17 protein-coding genes are annotated in these 20,166 nt (G+C 71.1%); 8 read left to right on the top strand and 9 right to left on the bottom strand.

What is annotated here, in order from left to right; translation table 11 throughout:
- Positions 1 to 57: 57 nt before the first annotated feature.
- Genes cydD through ACWEV0_RS06690 form a run of 3 tightly spaced genes read right to left on the bottom strand, consistent with a single transcriptional unit; the run spans position 58 to position 6,300 of the window.
- The gene (cydD, locus tag ACWEV0_RS06700) at positions 58 to 3,744 is read right to left on the bottom strand and encodes a thiol reductant ABC exporter subunit CydD (RefSeq protein WP_453147077.1); all 3,687 of its coding nucleotides are present in this window, start codon (positions 3,742 to 3,744) and stop codon (positions 58 to 60) included.
- A 30-nt stretch (positions 3,745 to 3,774) separates the two neighbouring features.
- The gene (gene cydB, locus ACWEV0_RS06695) at positions 3,775 to 4,776 is read right to left on the bottom strand and encodes a cytochrome d ubiquinol oxidase subunit II (protein ID WP_453147075.1); all 1,002 of its coding nucleotides are present in this window, start codon (positions 4,774 to 4,776) and stop codon (positions 3,775 to 3,777) included.
- Between the two features lie 18 nt (positions 4,777 to 4,794).
- Positions 4,795 to 6,300 (bottom strand): cytochrome ubiquinol oxidase subunit I, encoded by a 1,506-nt coding sequence (locus ACWEV0_RS06690; protein ID WP_453147146.1) that lies wholly within the window; start codon positions 6,298 to 6,300, stop codon positions 4,795 to 4,797.
- A gap of 215 nt (positions 6,301 to 6,515) precedes the next feature.
- On the opposite strand from ACWEV0_RS06690, the gene ACWEV0_RS06685 reads away from it, so the two are divergent.
- Complete coding sequence (locus ACWEV0_RS06685; RefSeq protein WP_453147073.1) at positions 6,516 to 6,893, top strand: cyclophilin-like fold protein; 378 nt, start codon at positions 6,516 to 6,518, stop codon at positions 6,891 to 6,893.
- A 45-nt stretch (positions 6,894 to 6,938) separates the two neighbouring features.
- Here the strand turns inward: ACWEV0_RS06685 and hisC are convergent, their stop codons facing one another.
- The gene (hisC, locus tag ACWEV0_RS06680; RefSeq protein WP_453147072.1) at positions 6,939 to 8,051 is read right to left on the bottom strand and encodes a histidinol-phosphate transaminase; all 1,113 of its coding nucleotides are present in this window, start codon (positions 8,049 to 8,051) and stop codon (positions 6,939 to 6,941) included.
- A 358-nt stretch (positions 8,052 to 8,409) separates the two neighbouring features.
- Here hisC and ACWEV0_RS06675 point away from each other — a divergent pair, with 358 nt between their 5' ends.
- The 3 genes from ACWEV0_RS06675 (at position 8,410) to ACWEV0_RS06665 (ending at position 12,160) form a co-directional block, all read left to right on the top strand.
- The gene (locus ACWEV0_RS06675; protein ID WP_046908646.1) at positions 8,410 to 9,516 is read left to right on the top strand and encodes a LacI family DNA-binding transcriptional regulator; all 1,107 of its coding nucleotides are present in this window, start codon (positions 8,410 to 8,412) and stop codon (positions 9,514 to 9,516) included.
- Between the two features lie 312 nt (positions 9,517 to 9,828).
- Entirely contained in the window at positions 9,829 to 11,106 is a 1,278-nt protein-coding gene (locus ACWEV0_RS06670; RefSeq protein ID WP_453147144.1) for a metallophosphoesterase, read from the top strand.
- Positions 11,107 to 11,269: 163 nt separating this feature from the next.
- Positions 11,270 to 12,160: a hypothetical protein gene (locus ACWEV0_RS06665; protein ID WP_453147069.1), complete on the top strand. Its 891-nt coding sequence runs from the start codon at positions 11,270 to 11,272 to the stop codon at positions 12,158 to 12,160.
- A gap of 70 nt (positions 12,161 to 12,230) precedes the next feature.
- Here ACWEV0_RS06665 and thiC read toward each other — a convergent pair whose 3' ends face one another.
- Complete coding sequence (gene thiC / locus ACWEV0_RS06660) at positions 12,231 to 14,027, bottom strand: phosphomethylpyrimidine synthase ThiC (protein WP_403794438.1); 1,797 nt, start codon at positions 14,025 to 14,027, stop codon at positions 12,231 to 12,233.
- 181 nt (positions 14,028 to 14,208) lie between these two features.
- Here thiC and ACWEV0_RS06655 point away from each other — a divergent pair, with 181 nt between their 5' ends.
- Positions 14,209 to 15,573: a YibE/F family protein gene (locus ACWEV0_RS06655; RefSeq protein ID WP_453147068.1), complete on the top strand. Its 1,365-nt coding sequence runs from the start codon at positions 14,209 to 14,211 to the stop codon at positions 15,571 to 15,573.
- Positions 15,574 to 15,649: 76 nt separating this feature from the next.
- Here the strand turns inward: ACWEV0_RS06655 and ACWEV0_RS06650 are convergent, their stop codons facing one another.
- The 4 genes from ACWEV0_RS06650 to ACWEV0_RS06635 all read right to left on the bottom strand — a co-directional run bounded on the left by ACWEV0_RS06650 (position 15,650) and on the right by ACWEV0_RS06635 (position 17,890).
- Complete coding sequence (locus ACWEV0_RS06650; RefSeq protein WP_403794939.1) at positions 15,650 to 16,084, bottom strand: SsgA family sporulation/cell division regulator; 435 nt, start codon at positions 16,082 to 16,084, stop codon at positions 15,650 to 15,652.
- 74 nt (positions 16,085 to 16,158) lie between these two features.
- A complete protein-coding gene (locus ACWEV0_RS06645; RefSeq protein WP_453147066.1) occupies positions 16,159 to 16,929 on the bottom strand; it encodes an IclR family transcriptional regulator in 771 nt (256 codons plus the stop codon).
- A 203-nt stretch (positions 16,930 to 17,132) separates the two neighbouring features.
- A complete protein-coding gene (locus tag ACWEV0_RS06640) occupies positions 17,133 to 17,351 on the bottom strand; it encodes a DUF5326 family protein (RefSeq protein ID WP_453147064.1) in 219 nt (72 codons plus the stop codon).
- Between the two features lie 221 nt (positions 17,352 to 17,572).
- Entirely contained in the window at positions 17,573 to 17,890 is a 318-nt protein-coding gene (locus ACWEV0_RS06635) for a cupin domain-containing protein (RefSeq protein ID WP_453147062.1), read from the bottom strand.
- 57 nt (positions 17,891 to 17,947) lie between these two features.
- On the opposite strand from ACWEV0_RS06635, the gene ACWEV0_RS06630 reads away from it, so the two are divergent.
- From ACWEV0_RS06630 to ACWEV0_RS06620, 3 genes are read left to right on the top strand one after another with little or no spacing between them, the layout of a single operon-like run.
- On the top strand, positions 17,948 to 18,325 hold the full coding sequence (locus ACWEV0_RS06630; protein WP_453147060.1) for a phage holin family protein: 378 nt from the start codon (positions 17,948 to 17,950) through the stop codon (positions 18,323 to 18,325).
- Between the two features lie 7 nt (positions 18,326 to 18,332).
- Entirely contained in the window at positions 18,333 to 18,830 is a 498-nt protein-coding gene (locus ACWEV0_RS06625) for a low molecular weight protein-tyrosine-phosphatase (RefSeq protein ID WP_453147059.1), read from the top strand.
- Positions 18,827 to 19,987, top strand: coding sequence for a cystathionine gamma-lyase (locus ACWEV0_RS06620; RefSeq protein ID WP_453147057.1), 1,161 nt, complete (start codon positions 18,827 to 18,829; stop codon positions 19,985 to 19,987). Before ACWEV0_RS06625 ends, ACWEV0_RS06620 begins: the two co-directional genes overlap by 4 nt.
- Positions 19,988 to 20,166: the final 179 nt, after the last annotated feature.

Genomic DNA, 20,166 nt, shown 5'->3' with positions numbered 1-20,166 from the left:
GCCCTGGGGCGGGCGACGGGGCCGGGATCCGCCCCGGGGCCGGGTCCCCGGGGCGGACTACGCGGTGGGGACCAGGTGGAGGTCGCTCGCCCGCTCCTGCTCCAGCATCCGCCGCAACGGCCCGTCGACCGCCGCCAGCTCCGCGTACGTCCCGCGCTGCACGGTGCGGCCGCGGTCGAGGACGACGACCTCGTCGACGGCGTCGAGTCCGTGCAGCCGGTGCGTGATGAGGACGGTGGTGCGGCCCTCGGTGGCCCGCAGCAGGTCGTCGGTGAGCGCGTCGGCGGTGGCCAGGTCCAGGTGCTCGGCCGGCTCGTCGAGGACGAGGACCGGGAAGTCGGCGAGCAGTGCCCGGGCGAGCGCGAGACGCTGCCGCTGACCGCCGGAGAGCCGCGAGCCGTGCTCGCCCACGAGCGTGTCGAGCCCGTCGGGCAGCCCGTCCACCCAGTCCAGGAGCCGGGCCCGGCGCAGCGCCTCGCGCAGCTCGGCGTCGCCCGCGCCGGGCCTGGCCAGCCGCAGGTTCTCGCGCAGGGTGCTGTCGAAGAGGTGGGCGTCCTGCGCGCACAGGCCGACGAAGCGGCGTACGTCGTCGCCGTCCAGCACCGTCGCGGCCGTGCCACCGAGCCGGTACGTGCCCCGCTCCGCGTCCAGGAAGCGCAGCAGCACCTGCGCGAGCGTGGTCTTGCCGGAGCCGGACGCGCCGACGACGGCGACCCGGCGCCCGGCCTCCAGGCGCAGCCCGAATCCGTCGAGCGCGGGCCGCTCCTGCCCGGCGTACCGCGCCGTGAGTCCGGCCAGCTCCAGCGGGAACGGGCTCGCCGGGGGAGCGGCGGGCGTGGCCGGCTCGGACACGGGGACGGGCGCGTCGAGCACGTCGAGGACCCGCTCGGCACTGCGGCGCACCCGCTGGCGGTACTGCACGGCGAGCGGGAGTCCGGTCACGGCCTCGAACGCGGCGAGCGGGGTGAGCACGACGACGGCCAGCGCGACGCCGTCGAGCCGCCCGTCCCGTACTGCCTGGACGCCGACGAGCGCGGCTCCGGCGACCGTGAGGCCGCAGACCAGGGCGGAGAGCCCGGCGCCGAGCGCGGTGGCGGCGGACTGCCGGGAGGCGATGCCGGTGAGGGTACGGTCGGCCGCCGCGGCCCGTGCGACGCGGCCCTTCAGGGCGCCGGCCACGGTGAGTTCGGCGCAGCCGCGCAGCAGCTCGACGACGGCGGTGGTGAGCGTGCCGCGCGCGGGGGCGAGCTGCCGCTCGGCCCGTCGGGCGAGCGCGCCGCCGGCCAGTGGCACGGCGACCCCGGCGAGCAGCAGGCCCACGGCGAGCACGGCCCCGGCCTCGGGCAGCAGCCAACCCGTGAAGGCGACCGACCCGGCACCGACGACGAGCGCCGCGCCGACCGGGAGCAGCCAGCGCAGCCAGTAGTCCTGCAGCGCGTCGACGTCCTGGACCAGGCGGGCGAGGAGATCACCGCGCCGGGTGCGGCGCAGCCCGGCGGGCGCGATCCGTTCGAGCCGCCGGTAGACGGCGACCCGCAGGTCCGCGAGCATCCGCAGCACGGCGTCGTGCGACACCAGCCGCTCCGCGTACCGGAACACGGCCCGCCCGATACCGAAGGCGCGGGTCGCGGTGACCGCCACCATCAGATACAGCACGGGCGGCTGTTCGGACGCCCGGGAGATGAGCCACCCGGACACTCCCATGAGCCCGACGGCCGACCCGAGCGCCAGGCTCCCGAGCAGCAACGCGAGCACGAGCCGCCCCTTGACCTGCCCGGCCATGCCCCGAACCCGCCGAAGGGCACCACGCGCGGAGCCGGCGGCGCCCCGGGCCGAATCCTCGCCGCTGCCCTCCGCCGCCATGGGCCACGACTCGGGGCCGCGCCCGGGAGCGAACGGTCCGGGCGCCGAAGCCCTGCCGCCGGCAAAACCCGACGCGCTCCCGACGCCATCGGCCCGGTCGGCGGTCGGCGTCGGACCCTCGTCCGGGCCGTCGGCCGGGCCGCGCGGCGCGCTCGGCGCGGGCGCCCCGTCCGGCCGCGGCACCTCGTCGGCCGCCAGGCCGACGGACCCACCGGCCCCGCCGGCCCCGCCGGATCCCTCTCCCTCCGCCGGTGCCAACCGCACCACCCGGTCCGCCACCGCGAGCAGCGCCGGCCGGTGGACCACGAGCAGGACCGTCCGGCCCACCGCGAGGCGGCGGACCGCGTCGACGACGGCCGCCTCCGTCTCGCCGTCGAGGGCGGCGGTCGGCTCGTCGAGGAGGAGGACCGGGCGGTCGGCGAGGAAGGCGCGGGCGAGGGCGAGGCGCTGGCGCTGGCCGGCGGAGAGGCCGGCGCCGTCCTCGCCGAGCAGGGTGCCGGCGCCGTCCGGGAGTTCGCCGACGAAGTCGTCGGCGCCCGCGTCGCGCAGGGCGGCACGGACAGCCGCGTCGGTGGCGTCCGGGCGGGCCAGGCGCACGTTGTCGGCGATGGTGCCGGCGAAGAGGTAGGGGCGCTGGGGCACCCAGGCGATCCGGGAGCGCCACTGCTCCAGGTCGAGCGCGCCGAGGTCGGCGCCGCCGACCCGTACCGTGCCGCCGGCCTCCGGGGCGGCGAAGCCGAGCACCACGTCGAGCAGGGTCGACTTGCCGGCGCCGCTGGGTCCGACGAGGGCCACGGTCTCGCCGGGTTCGACGGTGAGCGAGGCCGCGTCGAGCGACGGCCGCGCGCGGCCCGCGTGCCGTACCGTCACCCGGTCGAGCTCGATCCGTACGGACGCGGGCACCGCTCCCGTACCGCCGGCCGGGACCGGGCGTTCCAGGACCGCGAAGATCTCCTCGGCGGCGGCGACCCCCTCCGCCGCCGCGTGGAACTGCGTCCCGACCTGCCGCAGCGGCAGATACGCCTCGGGTGCCAGGACCAGGATGACGAGCCCGGTGTAGAGGTCGAACTCACCGTGGACCAGGCGCATGCCGATGGTGACCGCCACCAGCGCGACCGAGAGGGTCGCGAGCAGTTCCAGGGCGAAGGAGGAGAGGAAGGCGATCCGCAGCGTCCGCATGGTCGCCTGCCGGTAGTCGCCGGTGATCCTCCGGATGTTCTCGGCCTGCGCCTTCGCGCGGCCGAAGACCTTGAGCGTGGGAAGCCCGGCCACCACGTCGAGGAAGTGCCCGGAGAGCCGGGAGAGCAGCTGCCACTGACGGTCCATCCGGGCCTGGGTGTACCAGCCGATGAGGATCATGAAGACCGGGATGAGCGGCAGGGTCACCACGATGATCGCGGCCGAGACCCAGTCCTCGGTGACGATCCGGGCGAGGACGGCGACCGGCACCACGACCGCGAGCCCCAGCTGCGGCAGATAGCGGGCGAAGTAGTCGTCGAGCGCGTCCACGCCCCGGGTCGCGAGCGCGGCCAGCGAGCCCGCCTTCTGCCCGCTGAGCCAGCCGGGCCCGAGCACCGCGGCCTGCTGGAGCAGCCGGCCGCGCAGCTCGGACTTGACCGCCGCGCTCGCCCGGTGGGCGGCGAGTTCGGTGAGCCAGGAGACGAGCCCCCGGCCCGCCGCCACCGCGACGAGCAGCAGCAGCGGGGTGCCGAGTCCGGAAACCGACAGGCCCTGCTGGAAGGCCCCCACCACGACCTCGGCGACGAGCATCGCCTGGGCGATGATCAGCAGCGCCCCGACGAAGCCCAGGCCGACGACCGCCGCCAGGAAGAAACGGGTGGCCCTGGCGTACCTCAGCAGTCGCGGATCGATCGGTTTCACGTGAAACATCTCCCGGCTAGAAGGCGTCGCCTAGTGGGCGTCGGCGAGGTGCTGCGTGCCGATCCGCTTGCGGAAGACCCAGTAGGTCCAGCCCTGGTAGAGCAGCACCAGCGGGGTCGCGACCGCCGCACACCAGGTCATGATCTTGAGCGTGTACGGGGTCGACGACGCGTTCGTCACCGTCAGGCTCCACGCCGGGTTCAGCGAGGACGGCATGACGTTCGGGAAGAGCGTCAGGAACAGCATCGCCACCGCCGCGACGATCGTGATGCCCGAGAGCGCGAACGACCAGCCCTCGCGCCCGACCCGGATCGCCCCGATCGCACCGACCAGCGCCACCACGGCGATCACCATCGCGACCAGGCTTCCGCCGTCGCCCTTGTCGAGCTGGGTCCAGACGAGGAAGCCGAGCGCGACCACGGCCGTGACCAGACCCAGCCTGAGCGCGAGCGCCCGGGCCCGGGTGCGGATGTCGCCGACCGTCTTGAGCGCCGCGAACACCGTGCCGTGGAAGGTGAAGAGGGTGAGCGTGACCAGGCCGCCGAGCAGGGCGTACGGGTTGAGCAGGTCCCAGAAGTTGCCGACGTACTCCAGGTTCCTGTCGATCTTCACGCCGCGGACGATGTTGCCGAAGGCCACGCCCCACAGGAAGGCCGGGACGAGGGAGGCCCAGAAGATGGCCTGCTCCCAGTTGCGCTGCCACCTCTCCTCGGGCCGCTTCACCCGGTACTCGAAGGCGACGCCGCGGACGATCAGACAGACCAGGATGATCAGCAGCGGCAGGTAGAAGCCGGAGAAGAGCGTCGCGTACCACTCGGGGAAGGCGGCGAAGGTCGCGCCGCCCGCGGTGAGCAGCCACACCTCGTTGCCGTCCCAGACCGGACCGATCGTGTTGATGAGCACCCGCTTCTCGGCCCGGTCCCGGGCGAGCAGCTTGGTGAGGACTCCGACCCCGAAGTCGAAGCCTTCGAGGAAGAAGTAGCCGATCCAGAGGACGGCGATGAGTACGAACCAGACGTCGTGGAGTTCCATGCCTCGATCTCCTGAGCCTCAGTACGAGAAGGCCATGGGCCGGTCGGCGTCGCGGTCCCCGCCGATCCGGGTGGGCGGGTTGAGGTCGTCTTCGGTGAGCTCGGGCGGGCCGGCCTTCGCGTACTTGCCGAGCAGCCTCACCTCGATCACGGCGAGCACGGCGTAGAGGAGGGTGAAGACGATCATCGAGGTGATCACCTCGCCCTGGGAGACCCCGGGGGAGACGGCGTCACGGGTGCGCAGCACGCCGTAGACGACCCACGGCTGACGGCCCATCTCGGTGAAGATCCAGCCCCAGGAGTTGGCGATCAGCGGGAAGGCCATCGTCCACAGGGCGACGAGCCAGTACCACTTGCCGATCCTCGGGCTGAGCGCCTTGTTCTTGAAGAGGACGAGATGCGGTGCCTCGTCCTCGCCCACCCTCAGAGCGGGGGCCAGCATGAACTTCTTGCGGGTCAGCCAGAGTCCGAGCAGGCCGAGCGCGAAGGACGCCATGCCGAAGCCGATCATCCAGCGGAAGCCCCAGTACGCGACCGGGATGTTGGGCCGGTAGTCGCCGGGCCCGAACTTCTGCTGCTCGGCCTTGTTGACGTCGTTGATGCCCGGGACGTACGAGCTGAAGTCGTCGTTGGCGAGGAAGGACAGCAGACCCGGGATCTCTATGGCCACCGTGTTGTGGCCCTTCTCGACGTCGCCGTAGGCGAAGACCGAGAAGGGGGCGGGTGCCTCGCCGTCCCAAAGCGCCTCGGCCGCGGCCATCTTCATCGGCTGCTGCTTGAACATGACCTTGCCGAGCAGGTCGCCGCTGACCGCGGTGAGCATGCCGGCGATCACGACCGTGACCAGACCGAGCCGCAGCGAGGTCTTCATCACCGGGATGTGCCGCTTGCGGGCCAGGTGGTAGGCGGCGATGCCGACCATGAAGGCGCCGCCGGTGAGGAAGGCCGCCGAGAGGGTGTGGAACACCTGGTTGAGGGTGGTGTTCTGGGTGAGCACCAGCCAGAAGTCGGTGAGCTCGGCCCGCCCGCGCGCCGCGTTGATCTTGTAGCCGACCGGGTGCTGCATCCAGGAGTTGGCCGCCAGGATGAAGTACGCCGACAGGATGGTGCCGATCGACACCATCCAGATGCAGGCCAGGTGGATCTTCTTCGGCAGCTTGTCCCAGCCGAAGATCCACAGGCCGATGAAGGTCGACTCGAAGAAGAACGCGATCAACGCCTCGAAGGCGAGCGGAGCGCCGAAGATGTCACCGACGAAGCGGGAGTAGTCCGACCAGTTCATGCCGAACTGGAACTCCTGCACGATGCCGGTGACCACACCCATCGCGATGTTGATCAGGAAGAGCTTGCCCCAGAACTTCGTCGCCCTGAGGTACTTCTCCTTCTCGGTGCGCACCCAGGCCGTCTGGAGCCCGGCCGTGAGCGCCGCGAGCGAGATCGTCAGAGGGACGAAGAGGAAGTGGTAGACGGTGGTGATACCGAACTGCCAGCGCGCCAGAGTCTCTGGCGCCAACGCGAGGTCCATATGGTCCACGTCGCCTTCTCCTTACATCGCCGTGGTGCACAATCGGCAGTTTGCCCCTTTGATCCCACTCAATCCGGGAGGAACAGGGACACGCTTGTGAACGCGTTCACATTCACAAGCATTATGGCTCATACGAAATCCGTACCTCCAGTCGGGGGTCCCGTGCCGAAGGTCACCTCTTCCCAAGACCTTCAACATATTGTTGAATCCGGGCCATGAACCTTCGGATACGCATCTCCTGGCCGGCCGGTCACATCACGGCCACCCTCGACGAAACCCCCACGAGCAAGGCGCTCGTGGGGGCTCTGCCGATCTCCGCCACCGCCCGGACCTGGGGCGAGGAGGTCTACTTCGACACTCCGGTCTCGGTCCCGCTCGAGTCCGACGCGCGCCAGGTCGTCGCGCCGGGCACGGTGGCGTTCTGGACGGAGGGCGACGCGCTCGCCCTCCCCTACGGCCCCACCCCGATCTCGACGGGCGACGAGCCGCGGCTCGCCAGCCCGTGCAACCTCCTGGGCACGCTGGACGGGGATCCGAGGATCCTGGCCACGGTCAGGTCCGGCGACCCGATCCGGGTGGAAGTCATCGACTGACCAGGCAGCTCGGCCTGGTCGGTCGGATCGGTCCGATCAGCGCGATCAGCCCTGGCGGAAACCCTCCGCCGTCTTCAGGAACAGGTCGTTCGCCTCGCACTCACCGATCGTGACGCGCACGCCCTCACCCGCGAACGGCCGCACCACCACTCCGTGCCGCTCGCACTCCGCCGCGAAGTCCATGGTCCGCTCGCCGAGCCGCAGCCAGACGAAGTTCGCCTGGGTGTCCGGCACCGTCCAGCCCTGGGCCACGAGCCCCGCGTGGACCCGCTCGCGCTCGGCCACCAGCGAGCCGACCCGCCCGAGCAGCTCGTCCTCCGCCCGCAGCGAGGCCACCGCCGCGTCCTGCGCGAGCTGGCTCACACCGAACGGCACCGCCGTCTTGCGCAGCGCCGCCGCCACCGGCTCGTGGGCGACCGCGAAGCCCACCCGCAGGCCGGCGAGCCCGTACGCCTTCGAGAAGGTCCGCAGGACCGCCACGTTCGGCCGGTCGCGGTAGAGCTCGATGCCGTCCGGGATGTCGGTGTCGCGGACGAACTCCCGGTACGCCTCGTCGATGACGACCAGGACGTCGGAGGGCACCCGGTCCAGGAAGCGCTCCAGCTCGGCCCGGCGCACCGCGGTGCCCGTGGGGTTGTTCGGGTTGCAGACGAAGATCAGCCGGGTCCGGTCGGTGATCGCCGCCGCCATCGCGTCGAGGTCGTGCACGTCGCCCTCGGTCAGCGGCACCTGCACCGGGGTGGCCCCGCTGATCTGCGTGATGATCGGGTACGCCTCGAAGGAGCGCCAGGCGTACATCACCTCGTCGCCCGGGCCCGCGGTCGACTGGATCAGCGACTGGGCGACACCGACGGAGCCGGTGCCGGTGGCGATGTGCGAGACCGGGACACCGAAGCGGTCGGCGAGCTCGGTCATCAGCCCCGTGCACGCCATGTCCGGGTAGCGGTTGAAGTTGGCGGCCGCGGCCAGCGTGCTCTCCATCACGCCCGGCAGCGGCGGATACGGGTTCTCGTTGGAGGAGAGCTTGAAGGCGACCGGTCCGCCCGCGGCGGCCGGCTTGCCCGGCTTGTAGGTGGGGATGCCGTCCAGCTCGGCGCGCAGCTTCGGGCCCGCCGTGCCCGCCGTGCCGACCCCGCTCGTCCCGCTGGTCTCGCTCACTGTGGGTCCTCCTCGACCGTACGTACCACCAATACTCCTCACCTTATGAGGATTCGGCCCTCCTGCGAATGGGCTGTGGACAACGGAGCGGCAACAAGGGGGGCGCGCGTCGGGGTGGCGCGCGCTGGTGGCGGACGCCGTGGCGCGCATCCCCCGTAGAGGTGAGTTGAGACCTCTTCGAGACCTCGCCCCCTCGCCAGGTGCATGGCGGCCAGGGACCGTAGCTCTTACGCCAGCCGCCCGAACACCCTTTGTTTCGCAGGTCATTGACCGCTCTTGATCTTGCAGAAACGTGTCTGTCAATGCCTGCATATGCGACCGGCTCGACCCACTCCCTTCGCCCTACTATCGGCTCGCCATGACAGCAGCAGGGAAGCACCAGGTGAGCCGGGCACAGACCCGGGGCAGCCGGCAGGGCCGGGCGGGCATCCGGGACGTGGCCGCCGCCGCCGGAGTCTCGATCACGACTGTCTCCGACGCGCTCAACGGCAAGGGCCGGCTCCCGGACGCCACCCGCCGTCACGTCCGCGAGGTCGCAGACAGGCTGGGCTACCGCCCGTCCGCGGCGGCCCGCACCCTCCGTACCGGCAAGTCGGGACTCATCGGCCTGACCGTGACCACGTACGGGGATGAACCTTTCACCTTCACCGAGTTCGCCTACTTCGCGGAGATGGCCAGAGCCGCCACCTCGGCCGCGCTCGCCCGCGGCTACGCCCTGGTCATCCTGCCCGCCACCTCCCGTCACGACGTCTGGTCGAACGTCGCCCTCGACGGCACCGTCGTCATCGACCCCTCCGACCACGACCCCGTCGTCACCGAGCTCGTCCGCCAGGGCCTGCCCGTCGTCTCCGACGGGCGCCCCGCCGGCACGCTGCCGGTGACCGCCTGGGTCGACAACGACCACGAGGCCGCCGTCCTCGACCTGCTCGACCACCTCGCCGCCGCGGGCGCCCGCCGGATCGGGCTGCTCACCGGGACGACGACCGACACCTACACCCGGCTGTCCACCACCGCGTACCTCAACTGGTGCGAGCGGGTCGGCCAGGACCCCGTCTACGAGGCATATCCGGCACACGATCCGTGCGCGGGCGCCGTCGCGGCCGACCGGCTGCTCGCCCGCCCGGACCGTCCCGACGCCGTGTACGGGCTCTTCGACCCGAACGGCACCGATCTGCTCGCCGCGGCCCGCCGCTACGGGCTGCGGGTCCCGGACGACCTGCTGCTGGTGTGCTGCAGCGAGTCCACGGTGTACGCCAACACCGAGCCGCCCATCACGACCCTCTCGCTCAAACCGCGCCGGATCGGCACGGCCGTCGTGCAGCTGCTCATCGACGCCATCGAGGGCATCGAGACGGACGGACCGGTCGAGCAGGTGATACCGACCGAGCTGATCGTCCGCACCTCGTCGCAGCGCCGCTCGCCGCGGACAACCGTGAGCCCGCCACGGTCTCCCTCGAAGGACTGAACCCGGAGCGGGGGGCGGAGAGGGCCGGCGGGGGCGGCGAGAAGAACGGGAACGGGGACCGGAAACGGGCTCGGGGAGGGCCGCGGAAAGCCGTGGCTCTTGTGGCCCGGCAGGCGCAAACCATTCGGCGCCCCGGGTCCGCCCCTGGTCCGGACCTTCCCAATTCGGGCGAAACACCCGGTGAACCCGGAGTGGACCCGGATTCACCACCCCTGGTGCGTCACACAGGCGGACCCTCATTCCTATGATGGATGGACGACACCGCGGACCACCACGACCAGGCCGGTCCGCGATGTGCAGGGCATCGCGACGGTGGTGGAGGGGTCGATGACACAGGGGGCCGGGCAGGAACCCGTGGTGCGCACAGCGACGTTGCGTGACTTCCGCGTACCTCCGTACGCCCGGGTGCCCGTCCAGGGCCATGCTCCCGAGCCGCTCCCCACCGACGCCCCGCCCACCGCCGGGCCCGCCGACGCCACGCTCCACCTGGCCCAGAAGCCCGAGGCGTACGAGCCCCGCGGGGCCCACGAGTCTCCTGAGCCGTTCGAGGCCCCAGAGCCGTACGAGTCTCCTGAGCCGTACGACTTCTTCGCCGCCGGGGCCGTCAGCGCCGGCCACCCCGGCCACCCCGGCAACGCCTTCCCCGACGACGAGCCGCCCGAGGGCTACACCCCGACCGAGCGCGACCTCCCGGTCATCAACCGAGGCGACACCGTCCAGGTCCACGTCACCCCGGTGCCCCAGCCGGCCGCCGCCCGCCCCGACGGCCGCGGCCCGATGTACGTGGTGGGCGACGTCCACGGCTACCTCGACGAGCTGCTCGACGCGCTGCGCGCCCAGGGCATCATCGACGAGAACGGCGGCTGGGCCGCCGGCAACACCCGGCTGTGGTTCCTCGGCGACTTCACCGACCGCGGCCCCGACGGCATCGGCGTCATCGACCTCGTGATGCGCCTGTCCGCCGAGGCGGCGGCCGCCGGCGGCTACTGCAAGGCCCTGATGGGCAACCACGAGCTGCTCCTCATCGGCGCCAAGCGCTTCGGCGACACGCCGGTCAGCTCCGGCGCCGGCACCGCCACCTTCCAGGCCGCCTGGCTGCTCAACGGCGGCCAGAAGCACGACATGGACCGCCTCCAGGACGTCCACCTCCAGTGGATGTCCCGGCTCGACTCCATGGCGGAGGAGGACGGCCATCTGCTGCTGCACTCGGACACCACCGCATACCTCGAGTACGGCGACACGATCGAGGACGTCAACGAGACGGTCAAGGAGACCCTCAACCGCAACGACGCCGACGAAGTCTGGGACCTCTTCCGGAAGTTCACCAAGCGCTTCGCCTTCCGCGACGAGGAGGCCGGGCCGCCGGCCGTCCGCGAGATGCTCGGCACCTACGGCGGCAGCCGGATCGTGCACGGCCACAGCCCCATCCCGTACCTTCTCGGCCAGGTCGGCACGGAGGACGGCGAGGAGGGCGAGCGCCCGCTCGTCGAGGGTCCGCACGTCTACGCGGACGGGCTCGCCATCGCGATGGACGGCGGAGTGACCATGGCCGGAAAGCTGCTGGTCGTGCAACTCCCGCTGCCCGCCTGACGCATTAACCCTCCGCATCCGGGGAAGGCGATTTCCCGAAACACCCTGTCACCGCGTGCCGTAACCGCAATACCATCGGCTCATCCGTAGCAGGCTCTCCTCCGTTTCCGCCCGAACGGCCGTTTTCCCACGGCCGGTTCCGGCCCTTACGGAGCATCGGGGGATGCACATGAACGTGGCTCCGCACCTGCTGACCGAGGACCGCGCCGAATTCGAGCGGGTCCTCGACGACGCACTGCGCACCGCGCACGACCATCCGGATCTGGCCGGAATCGGGACCCGGCTGACCACCGCACAGCTGCGCTCGATGGCGCTGAACGCCACGACGCTGATCACGACCGCCGCGGCGGCCGAGTACGACCACTTCGTGAAGGTACGGGAGCAGGTCCGCGAGCAGACGCGCGCGGCGAGCGGCACGGGGAACACGGACGGCGCCGGTGACGAGGGCGGCGCGGGCATCTTCGCCGTCGTCACCGTCCTCGGCCCGCTCCTCGCGGGCACCGCGGCCGTGATCTTCCTGCTGGTCGGCGCGGTCCTGAAGATGCTCGACCCGGCCCCCGCGTTCGCCGACACCCTGCTCACCGCCGGCCTTCTCTTCGGCGCCGTCGCCGCGGCGGGACTGCTCTGCGCGGCGGCCGGACTGCTGCTCACGGCCCTGCGCAACAGCGCCACCGAGGTTCCCGCCCAGGCCCCCGACGACGAGCTGACGCGGGCCCGGGAAGCCTGGTGCCGGGCCCTGGCGGACCGGGGCATCCACCCTTTTCTCCGCGACGCCCTCGCCGCGACGCCGGGCCTGCCGCGCCAGTCGCCCGCGCCGCCCACCGGCCGCATACCCAAGGTCGGCTACAGCGGCCCGGACTTCACCAGCCCGAACGAGGGCGGCGCCCCGGCCCCGCGCCCGACCTACACGAGCCCCGACTTCTCCAGCCCGGACTTCACGAGCCCGAACGCCATGAGTCCCGACCGAACGAGCCCCGGCCGAACGAGCCCCGACTCCGCGAGCCCGGACTTCACGAGCCCTGACGCCGGCACACCGGAGCACCGTCCGGAGTGACCGGCATGCCACCCACCGGTCGCGGGTGACATGCCATCAGCCACAGGTGCCATGCCGTCAGCCGCGGGCGTCAGTCGGCCAGCGGCAGGTACACCCGGTTCCCGGACGCCGCGAACTCCGCCGACTTCTCGGCCATGCCCGCCTCGATCTCGTCCGCCTTCAGGTCACCGCCGTGCTCACGCCGGATGTCCTGCGAGATCTTCATCGAGCAGAACTTCGGCCCGCACATCGAGCAGAAGTGCGCCGTCTTCGCGGGCTCCGCCGGCAGCGTCTCGTCGTGGAACTCGCGGGCCGTGTCCGGGTCGAGGGCCAGGTTGAACTGGTCCTCCCAGCGGAACTCGAACCGCGCGTCGGACAGCGCGTCGTCCCACTCCTGCGCGCCCGGGTGCCCCTTGGCGAGGTCGGCCGCGTGCGCCGCGATCTTGTACGTGATGACACCGGTCTTCACGTCGTCGCGGTTGGGCAGGCCCAGGTGCTCCTTGGGCGTGACGTAGCAGAGCATCGCGGTGCCCCACCAGGCGATCATCGCCGCGCCGATGCCCGAGGTGATGTGGTCGTACGCCGGAGCGACGTCCGTGGTCAGCGGGCCGAGCGTGTAGAACGGCGCCTCCTCGCAGATCTCCTGCTGGAGGTCGATGTTCTCCTTGATCTTGTGCATCGGGACGTGGCCCGGGCCCTCGATCATCGTCTGCACGTTGTGGCGCTTGGCGATCGTGTTCAGCTCACCGAGGGTGCGCAGCTCGGCGAACTGGGCGTCGTCGTTGGCGTCCGCGATCGAGCCGGGCCGCAGACCGTCGCCGAGCGAGTACGTGACGTCGTACGCCGCGAGGATCTCGCAGAGCTCCTCGAAGTTGGTGTAGAGGAAGTTCTCCTTGTGGTGCGCGAGACACCAGGCGGCCATGATCGAGCCGCCGCGCGAGACGATGCCGGTCTTGCGGCGGGCGGTGAGCGGCACGTACGGCAGCAGCACGCCGGCGTGCACCGTCATGTAGTCGACGCCCTGCTCGGCCTGCTCGATGACCGTGTCCTTGTAGATCTCCCAGGTCAGCTCCTCGGCCTTGCCGTCGACCTTCTCCAGGGCCTGGTAGAGCGGCACGGTGCCGATCGGCACGGGGGAGTTGCGCAGCACCCACTCGCGGGTGGTGTGGATGTTGCGGCCGGTGGACAGGTCCATGACCGTGTCGGCGCCCCAGCGGGTCGCCCAGGTCATCTTCTCCACCTCCTCCTCGATGGAGGAGGTCACGGCGGAGTTGCCGATGTTGGCGTTGACCTTCACCAGGAAGCGCTTGCCGATGATCATCGGCTCGATCTCCGGGTGGTTGACGTTGGCCGGCAGCACCGCGCGCCCGGCCGCGATCTCCTCGCGCACGACCTCGGGGGAGACGTTCTCGCGGATCGCGACGTACTCCATCTCCGGCGTGATCTCGCCACGGCGGGCGTACGCGAGCTGGGTGACCGCCTGCCCGTCGCGGCCCCGGCGGGGCAGCCGCGGCCGGCCCGGGAAGACCGCGTCGAGGTTCTTCAGCCCACCGCCGCGGGGCGAGGTGTGCTTGATGCCGTCGTCCTCGGGGCGGACGGGACGGCCCGCGTACTCCTCGGTGTCGCCGCGCGCGATGATCCAGTTCTCGCGCAGCGGCGCGAGCCCGCGCCGCACGTCGGTGTCGACGGCGGGGTCGGTGTACGGGCCGGACGTGTCGTACAGCGTCACGTCCTTGCCGTTGGTGAGGTGCACCTGGCGGACCGGCACCCGGATGTCGGGGCGGGAACCCTCGACGTACCCCTTGTGCCAGCCCGGCGTGCGCTCCCCCTGGCCGCTCTGCGGGTCGTTCTGGTCGGAGGCAGACGTGCGTGCATCCTGAATGGTCATGAGACCGAATCTCCCTACGCCGGCATTACCCGGTAACAGGTTCGGCGGTCGGCGCAGCGAAACTTCAGCGCCCTCTCAGCCCGGTGCTCCGAGCTCCCGCGTGTGCAAAGGTGCCACCACGCTAGCGTCAATCCTGGCGTGCTGAACAGTGGGCCCCGGGCGTTCTTGCGATGATCGGTCGGTGACTTCGACGCAGCAGACCCCCGAAACGCACGGTCACGAGGGCCACGGCGGCCACGCCCACTCCCCCGGTCCGTCCCCCGACCATTCCGGCCAGTCCCCCGGCCACGCCCCCGGTCATTCCCACGGCCACAGCCACAGCCACGGCCCGGCCGCGCCCGTCTCCCGGCATCTGCGGAAGGTCATCGCCGCGGTCCTCATCCCCTTCGGCGCCGCCGTGCTCGTCGGGCTCGTGATGCTGTGGCCGGGCGGCACGCCGGCGCACCAGCGCACGGGCGTGGGCTTCGACCGGCAGACCGAGCAGGGCCGGGTGGTCTCCGTCGTCCACGTCGACTGCAAGAACGGGAACGCCGAGTCCGCGCGGGGCCAGTGCGAGAAGGCCACGGTCGAGGTCACCACGGGCCGGGACAAGGGCCGTACGTTCCCGGAGATCGTGCAGCCGGACGCGCCGCGGCAACTGCACGAGGGGCAGGGCGTGGTGGTCGCGTACGCGCCGGACGCGCCGCGCGAGCTGCAGTACTCGGTCACCGACGTGGACCGGAAGCTGCCGATCACGCTGCTCGCCGGCGTCTTCGCGCTCGCCGTCGTGATCGTCGGCCGGATGCGCGGGGTGATGGCGCTGGTCGCGCTCGCCGCGAGCTTCCTGGTGCTGACCTTCTTCATCCTGCCGGCGATACTCCAGGGCTCGAATCCCCTGGTGGTCGCCGTCGTCGGCGCGAGCGCGATCATGCTGATCGCGCTCTACATGTGCCACGGGCTCTCCGCGCGCACCTCGGTCGCGGTGCTCGGCACGCTGGTCTCGCTGCTGCTGACCGGTCTGCTCGGCTCACTCTTCATCGGCTGGGCCTCGCTCAGCGGGAACACCGACGACAACACCGGTCTCATCCACGGCCTCTACCCGCACATCGACATGTCCGGTCTGCTGCTCGCCGGCGTCATCATCGGCTCGCTCGGCGTGCTCGACGACGTGACGGTCACCCAGACCTCGGCCGTCTGGGAACTCCACCAGGCCGACCCGGGCATGGGGCCGCGGGCGCTCTACCGGGCCGGCATCCGGATCGGCCGGGACCACATCGCCTCGGTGGTGAACACCCTGGTGCTCGCCTACGCCGGCGCGGCGCTCCCGCTGCTCCTGCTCTTCTCCATCGCGCAGAGCAGCGTGGGGACGGTGGCCAACAGCGAGCTGGTCGCCGAGGAGATCGTCCGCACGCTGGTCGGCTCGATCGGTCTGGTCGCGTCGGTGCCGGTCACCACCGGCCTCGCGGCCCTCGTGGTCGCGGCCGACCGCCCGGGTCCGGCCGGGCGGGTGGCGCGAGGGGAAGCGTCACGAGGGGTACGGGGCGGCCGGCGGCGCCGGGCGAAGTGACGGTACGGCGCCGGGCCGGACGCGGGTCGGACGTGAGATGAGGCACTCGGCCGGGGCTCGGGGACCCGGCCGGGGCTCAGCCCGCGTTCTCCTCCGCGAGGATCCGGCCGAGTGCCGCCTCCAGGTGGTCCTCGAAGTCACCGAGCGTCCGTTCCTGACCGAGCGGTACGAGCTTGTCCGTACGGTCGAGGAAGGCGACCAGCGGCGGGGCGCTGGCCCGGAACAGGGCGCGGTCACCGCCGACCTGGAGCCGGATCATCACGTCGGACAGGCCCTCGGGTTCGGTCGGCGCGATGTGCACGTCGCCGTCCCCGCTCGGCCTGTTGATCCCGTCGAGCAGCAGCTCGCGGCCGAACGCCCAGGTCACCGGCGCGTCTCCGGGCAGGTGGAAGGTCATCCGCACCGCGTACGGGTCGCGGGTCTCGTACCGCAGTTCCACCGGGATCCTGAAGGAGAGCTCCTCGGAGACGAGGAAGCTCATCAGGACCTCGGCCTGAACCGTCTCTCGCATCATGTACCCCGCAGTAAGTGGAAGTTTTGACGCAATCGTGCTGTAAGCCCTAGCGGATCACAAGGAGTGATTTTTCAGATACTGATAGAGAACGGGAGTGAACTGAAGAGCTTTCCGATCTCGCAACGTAGCCATTCGACTGCGGGCAGCAACCGTTCTTGCTGGTGAAGCGGGAGGGAAATCGCCATCGTGGCCGCCGTGGAGCCCGCCGTGATGGGAATGGCGGCACAGACCGTGCCGAGTGCATATTCCTGACGCTCCACCAGGGGCTCCATTCGCCCCAAACCTTCCAAACGGTCCAAAAAGGTACGCCGATTACGCACCGTATACGGGGTGATGGATTCCACCGGGTGGCGATCGAGGTGGTCTTGACGGCTCTTCGGATCGAGTTGGGAGAGCAGGCACTGCCCGATGGCGTGCGCGTGACCGGTCTCCTTGAAGTTCGCCCACTCCTCGACGGCGGGGTTCGCGGGAGTGTCGGCGACGGAGACGAGCTCGATCTCGCCGTCGCGGTAGATCGCGAAGTAGACGGGGACGCCGATGACGTCGCGCCAGTGGGCGAGAGAGTCCTCGACCTTGGTGCGACGATTCTGCACAGCTCCGCCGCCGACGAGACGGGCTACGGCGTCACCGAGGACGAACACGCCCTTCTCGCGGCGCAGATAACCCTCGTGCGTCAGGGTGCGGAGCAGGTGGTACGCGGTGGGAAGCGGGAGTCCCGCCTCGCGCGCGAGCTGTTTGGCGGGGGCTCCGTCCGCGTGGGAGCCCACGGCCTCGAGGAGTCTCAGCGCCCGCTGCACCGAGCCGATCAGAGTAGGAGCAGCGGGCTGCGAAGCAGTGGCCAAAGGTCACCCCCAGGCGTGTCGACGAGTGCGTCGCACCCGCCCGCGGGGGCCGCCCCCGCGCGCCCGCCGCGGCCTGGGACCGCGGAGGTTTCGCCTGTGGTTCCCGGGGCGGCAGAGGTTTGCCACTCTAATGGCAGGCCCCAGGGCCACATGGGTTTCGACCTGCGCGTTCCCCCGGCCGGGCTAACGCCCGGCGGGGCGTGCTACCAGTCCCCCCGCGAGGTGTTCGACGCCGTGAACTTCTTGACGACGTAGATCAGACCGCCGACCAGCGCCACGAAGACCAGCACCTTGAAGAGCAGCCCGAACACGATGCTCAGCACCGTGGTGATCAGACCGCCGAAGACGGCCAGAGCGATGAGGGGTATGGCGATCCACTTCACCCACCACGGCATCCCCGCGAGAATCTCCTTCACCGCCATTGCGCTTACCTCATCTCCGAAGAGTCCGGGCCCGTCGGGCCGGTCGGCGCGCTCTGCGCCGGACACACTTCGATGCTAGGGGCGCACCCCGGGCGAGCGGGGGCCTCACGGCCCCCGGTCTTCCCTGATCCGACCCCTAGGGGTCCGGCACTCCGGGCAGTACAGCGCTCCCGGCAGTCCGAGCACTCCGGGCAGCCGATCGGGGCGGGCGGCGGGATGTGTCATGCCTCCGGTGGCGAGAACACCACCAGGACCCGCAGGTCCTCGCTGATGTGGTGGAACCTGTGCGTCACCCCCGCCGGCACGTAGACCACGCTGCCCCGTGCCACCGAGGTCGTCTCGTCCCCGACCGTGATCGAGGCCCGGCCGCTCACCACGAAGTACACCTCGTCCTGCCCGTGCGGCCCCTGCGGATCGGTCTGGCCCGCGTCGAGCGCGTACAGACCGACCGACATGTTCCGCTCACGCAGGAACTGCAGATAGGCGCCCTGGTTGGCCGCCCGCTCGGCGTCCAGCTCGTCCAGCCGGAATGCCTTCATCTTTCGCCCGTCCTTACTCCTTGGCTGTGGCCGGATGGTGCTGCCACGATCTGACACATGAAGAATTTCGTCCTCAAGACCCTCGCGAACGCGGGTGCCCTCGGGGTTGCCGTATGGCTGCTCCAGGACATCACACTGACGGGTGAGAGCACCGCGAAGAAGGCATGGACGCTGATCCTGGTCGCCCTGGTTTTCGGCCTGGTGAACTTCCTGGTGAAGCCGGTCGTGAAGCTGCTGACATTCCCGCTCTTCGTCCTGACGCTCGGTCTGATCACCCTGGTCGTCAACGCCCTGATGCTGCTCCTGACGTCCTGGCTGGCCGACCAGCTCGACCTCAGCTTCCACGTCGAGGGCTTCTGGACCGCCGTACTGGGCGGCCTGATCATCTCGGTCGTCTCGTGGGCGCTGAACGTCGTCCTCCCCGACTCCGACTGAGGCTGCCGTGACGTACCGCGTCTGTTTCGTCTGCACGGGCAACATCTGCCGCTCGCCGATGGCCGAGCACGTTTTCCGGGCCCGGGTGGCCGAGGCCGGTCTGGCCGGCCTGGTGGAGGTGGACAGCGCGGGCACCGGAGGCTGGCACGAGGGCGACGGCGCCGACCCGCGCACCGTCGCCGTCCTGGACGGGAACGGCTACGGCTCCGCGCACACCGCCCGGCAGTTCCGGGCCTCCTGGTTCCCCGCGCTCGACCTGGTGATCGCCCTCGACGAGGGCCACGCGCGCGAGCTGCGGCGGCTCGCGCCGACCCGCGAGGACGCCGCGAAGATACGGCTGCTGCGCTCCTACGACCCAGCGGCCGGAGCGGAGGCCGGTCTCGACGTGCCCGACCCTTACTACGGCGGCCTGGACGGCTTCGAGGAATGCCTTGAGATGGTGGAGGCGGCGAGCGAGGGTCTCCTCGCCGCCGTGTGCGAGCAAGTGAAGGAGCGCACGGCATGAGCAGTGCGGACGGCATGACCGACGGCGGCATCGGCGACGGCACCCGGGCGGTACGGGCCGGCCTGCCCGAGCCCGTGAAGTACGAGCCCACCCTGCCGGGCCCGGTCTTCGCGGCCCACTTCCACCTCCCCGGCGAGCCCACCGGCCCGTACACCTACGGCCGCGACGAGAACCCCACCTGGACCCGTCTGGAGCGCGCCATCGGCGAGCTGGAGGCGCCGGGCGAGAGCGGCGTCGAGACGCTGGTCTTCGCGTCCGGCATGGCCGCCGTCTCCGCCGTGCTGTTCTCGCAGCTCAAGGCCGGCGACGCCGTCGTCTTCCCGTCCGACGGCTACCAGGCCCTGCCGCTGGTGCACGAGCAGCTGCGCGCGTACGGCGTCGAGGTGCGCTCCGCGCCGACCGGCGGCGACGCCCAGCTGTCCGTCCTGGCCGGGGCGAAGCTGCTGTGGATCGAGACCCCGTCCAACCCGGGGCTCGACGTGTGCGACCTGCGCCGGATGGTGGCCGCCGCCCACGAGGCCGGCGCGCTCGTCGCCGTCGACAACACCCTGGCCACCCCGCTCGGCCAGCGCCCGCTCCGGCTCGGCGCCGACTTCTCGGTGGCCAGCGACACCAAGGGCATGACCGGGCACGGCGACGTCCTGCTCGGCCACGTCAGCTGCCGCGATCCGCGGCGGGCCGCCGAGGTCCGGCGCTGGCGCAAGATCGTCGGTGCCATCCCGGGCCCGATGGAGGCCTGGCTCGCGCACCGCTCGCTGGCCACGCTCCAACTGCGCGTCGACCGGCAGTGCGCCACCGCACTCGCCCTCGCCGAGGCGCTCGCCGCGCACCCGGACGTCACCGGGCTGCGCTACCCCGGCCTGCCCGGGGACCCCTCGCACGAGGTGGCCGCCCGTCAGATGCGGCGCTTCGGATCCGTCGTCTCCTTCGAGCTGCCCGACCGGGAACGGGCCGAACGCTTCCTGGGCGCGCTGCGCCTGGTGGAGGAGGCGACCAGCTTCGGCGGGGTGCGGTCCACGGCCGAGCGGCGCGGCCGCTGGGGCGGGGACGCGGTGCCGGAGGGCTTCGTCCGCTTCTCGGTGGGCGCGGAGGACCCCGAGGACCTCATCGGGGACGTCCTGCGCGCCCTCGACGAGACGGCCAAGGACGCCGGATAGCGGATCCCGACAGCGCGGCAGGGGCGCTCCGAACCTCCCCCCTCGTGGCTCGGAGCGCCCCTGGTCCCCTTGCGGGTCCCGCTACGGACAACCGCGCGAACAAGGCTAGTTGACTCTGCGTCAGTGTCCAATCACGGTAGCGACAGCGACCTATCGACTTATTTATAGTTGGACGGTTC

The sequence above is a fragment of the Streptomyces sp. NPDC003943 genome (genome assembly GCF_053605265.1).
The sequence above is the reverse complement of the archived record's forward strand: the minus strand, read 5'-3'. Positions and strand labels throughout refer to the sequence as shown.

Coding starts and splice junctions, on each gene's coding strand:
- ACWEV0_RS06675 (WP_046908646.1), top strand. CDS start 8,410: ATGACAGCAGCAGGGAAGCACCAGGTGAGCCGGGCACAGACCCGGGGC.
- ACWEV0_RS06630 (WP_453147060.1), top strand. CDS start 17,948: ATGAAGAATTTCGTCCTCAAGACCCTCGCGAACGCGGGTGCCCTCGGG.
- ACWEV0_RS06635 (WP_453147062.1), bottom strand. CDS start 17,890: ATGAAGGCATTCCGGCTGGACGAGCTGGACGCCGAGCGGGCGGCCAAC.
- ACWEV0_RS06620 (WP_453147057.1), top strand. CDS start 18,827: ATGAGCAGTGCGGACGGCATGACCGACGGCGGCATCGGCGACGGCACC.
- cydB (WP_453147075.1), bottom strand. CDS start 4,776: ATGGAACTCCACGACGTCTGGTTCGTACTCATCGCCGTCCTCTGGATC.
- ACWEV0_RS06685 (WP_453147073.1), top strand. CDS start 6,516: ATGAACCTTCGGATACGCATCTCCTGGCCGGCCGGTCACATCACGGCC.
- ACWEV0_RS06690 (WP_453147146.1), bottom strand. CDS start 6,300: ATGGACCTCGCGTTGGCGCCAGAGACTCTGGCGCGCTGGCAGTTCGGT.
- ACWEV0_RS06665 (WP_453147069.1), top strand. CDS start 11,270: ATGCACATGAACGTGGCTCCGCACCTGCTGACCGAGGACCGCGCCGAA.
- thiC (WP_403794438.1), bottom strand. CDS start 14,027: ATGACCATTCAGGATGCACGCACGTCTGCCTCCGACCAGAACGACCCG.
- ACWEV0_RS06640 (WP_453147064.1), bottom strand. CDS start 17,351: ATGGCGGTGAAGGAGATTCTCGCGGGGATGCCGTGGTGGGTGAAGTGG.
- ACWEV0_RS06650 (WP_403794939.1), bottom strand. CDS start 16,084: ATGCGAGAGACGGTTCAGGCCGAGGTCCTGATGAGCTTCCTCGTCTCC.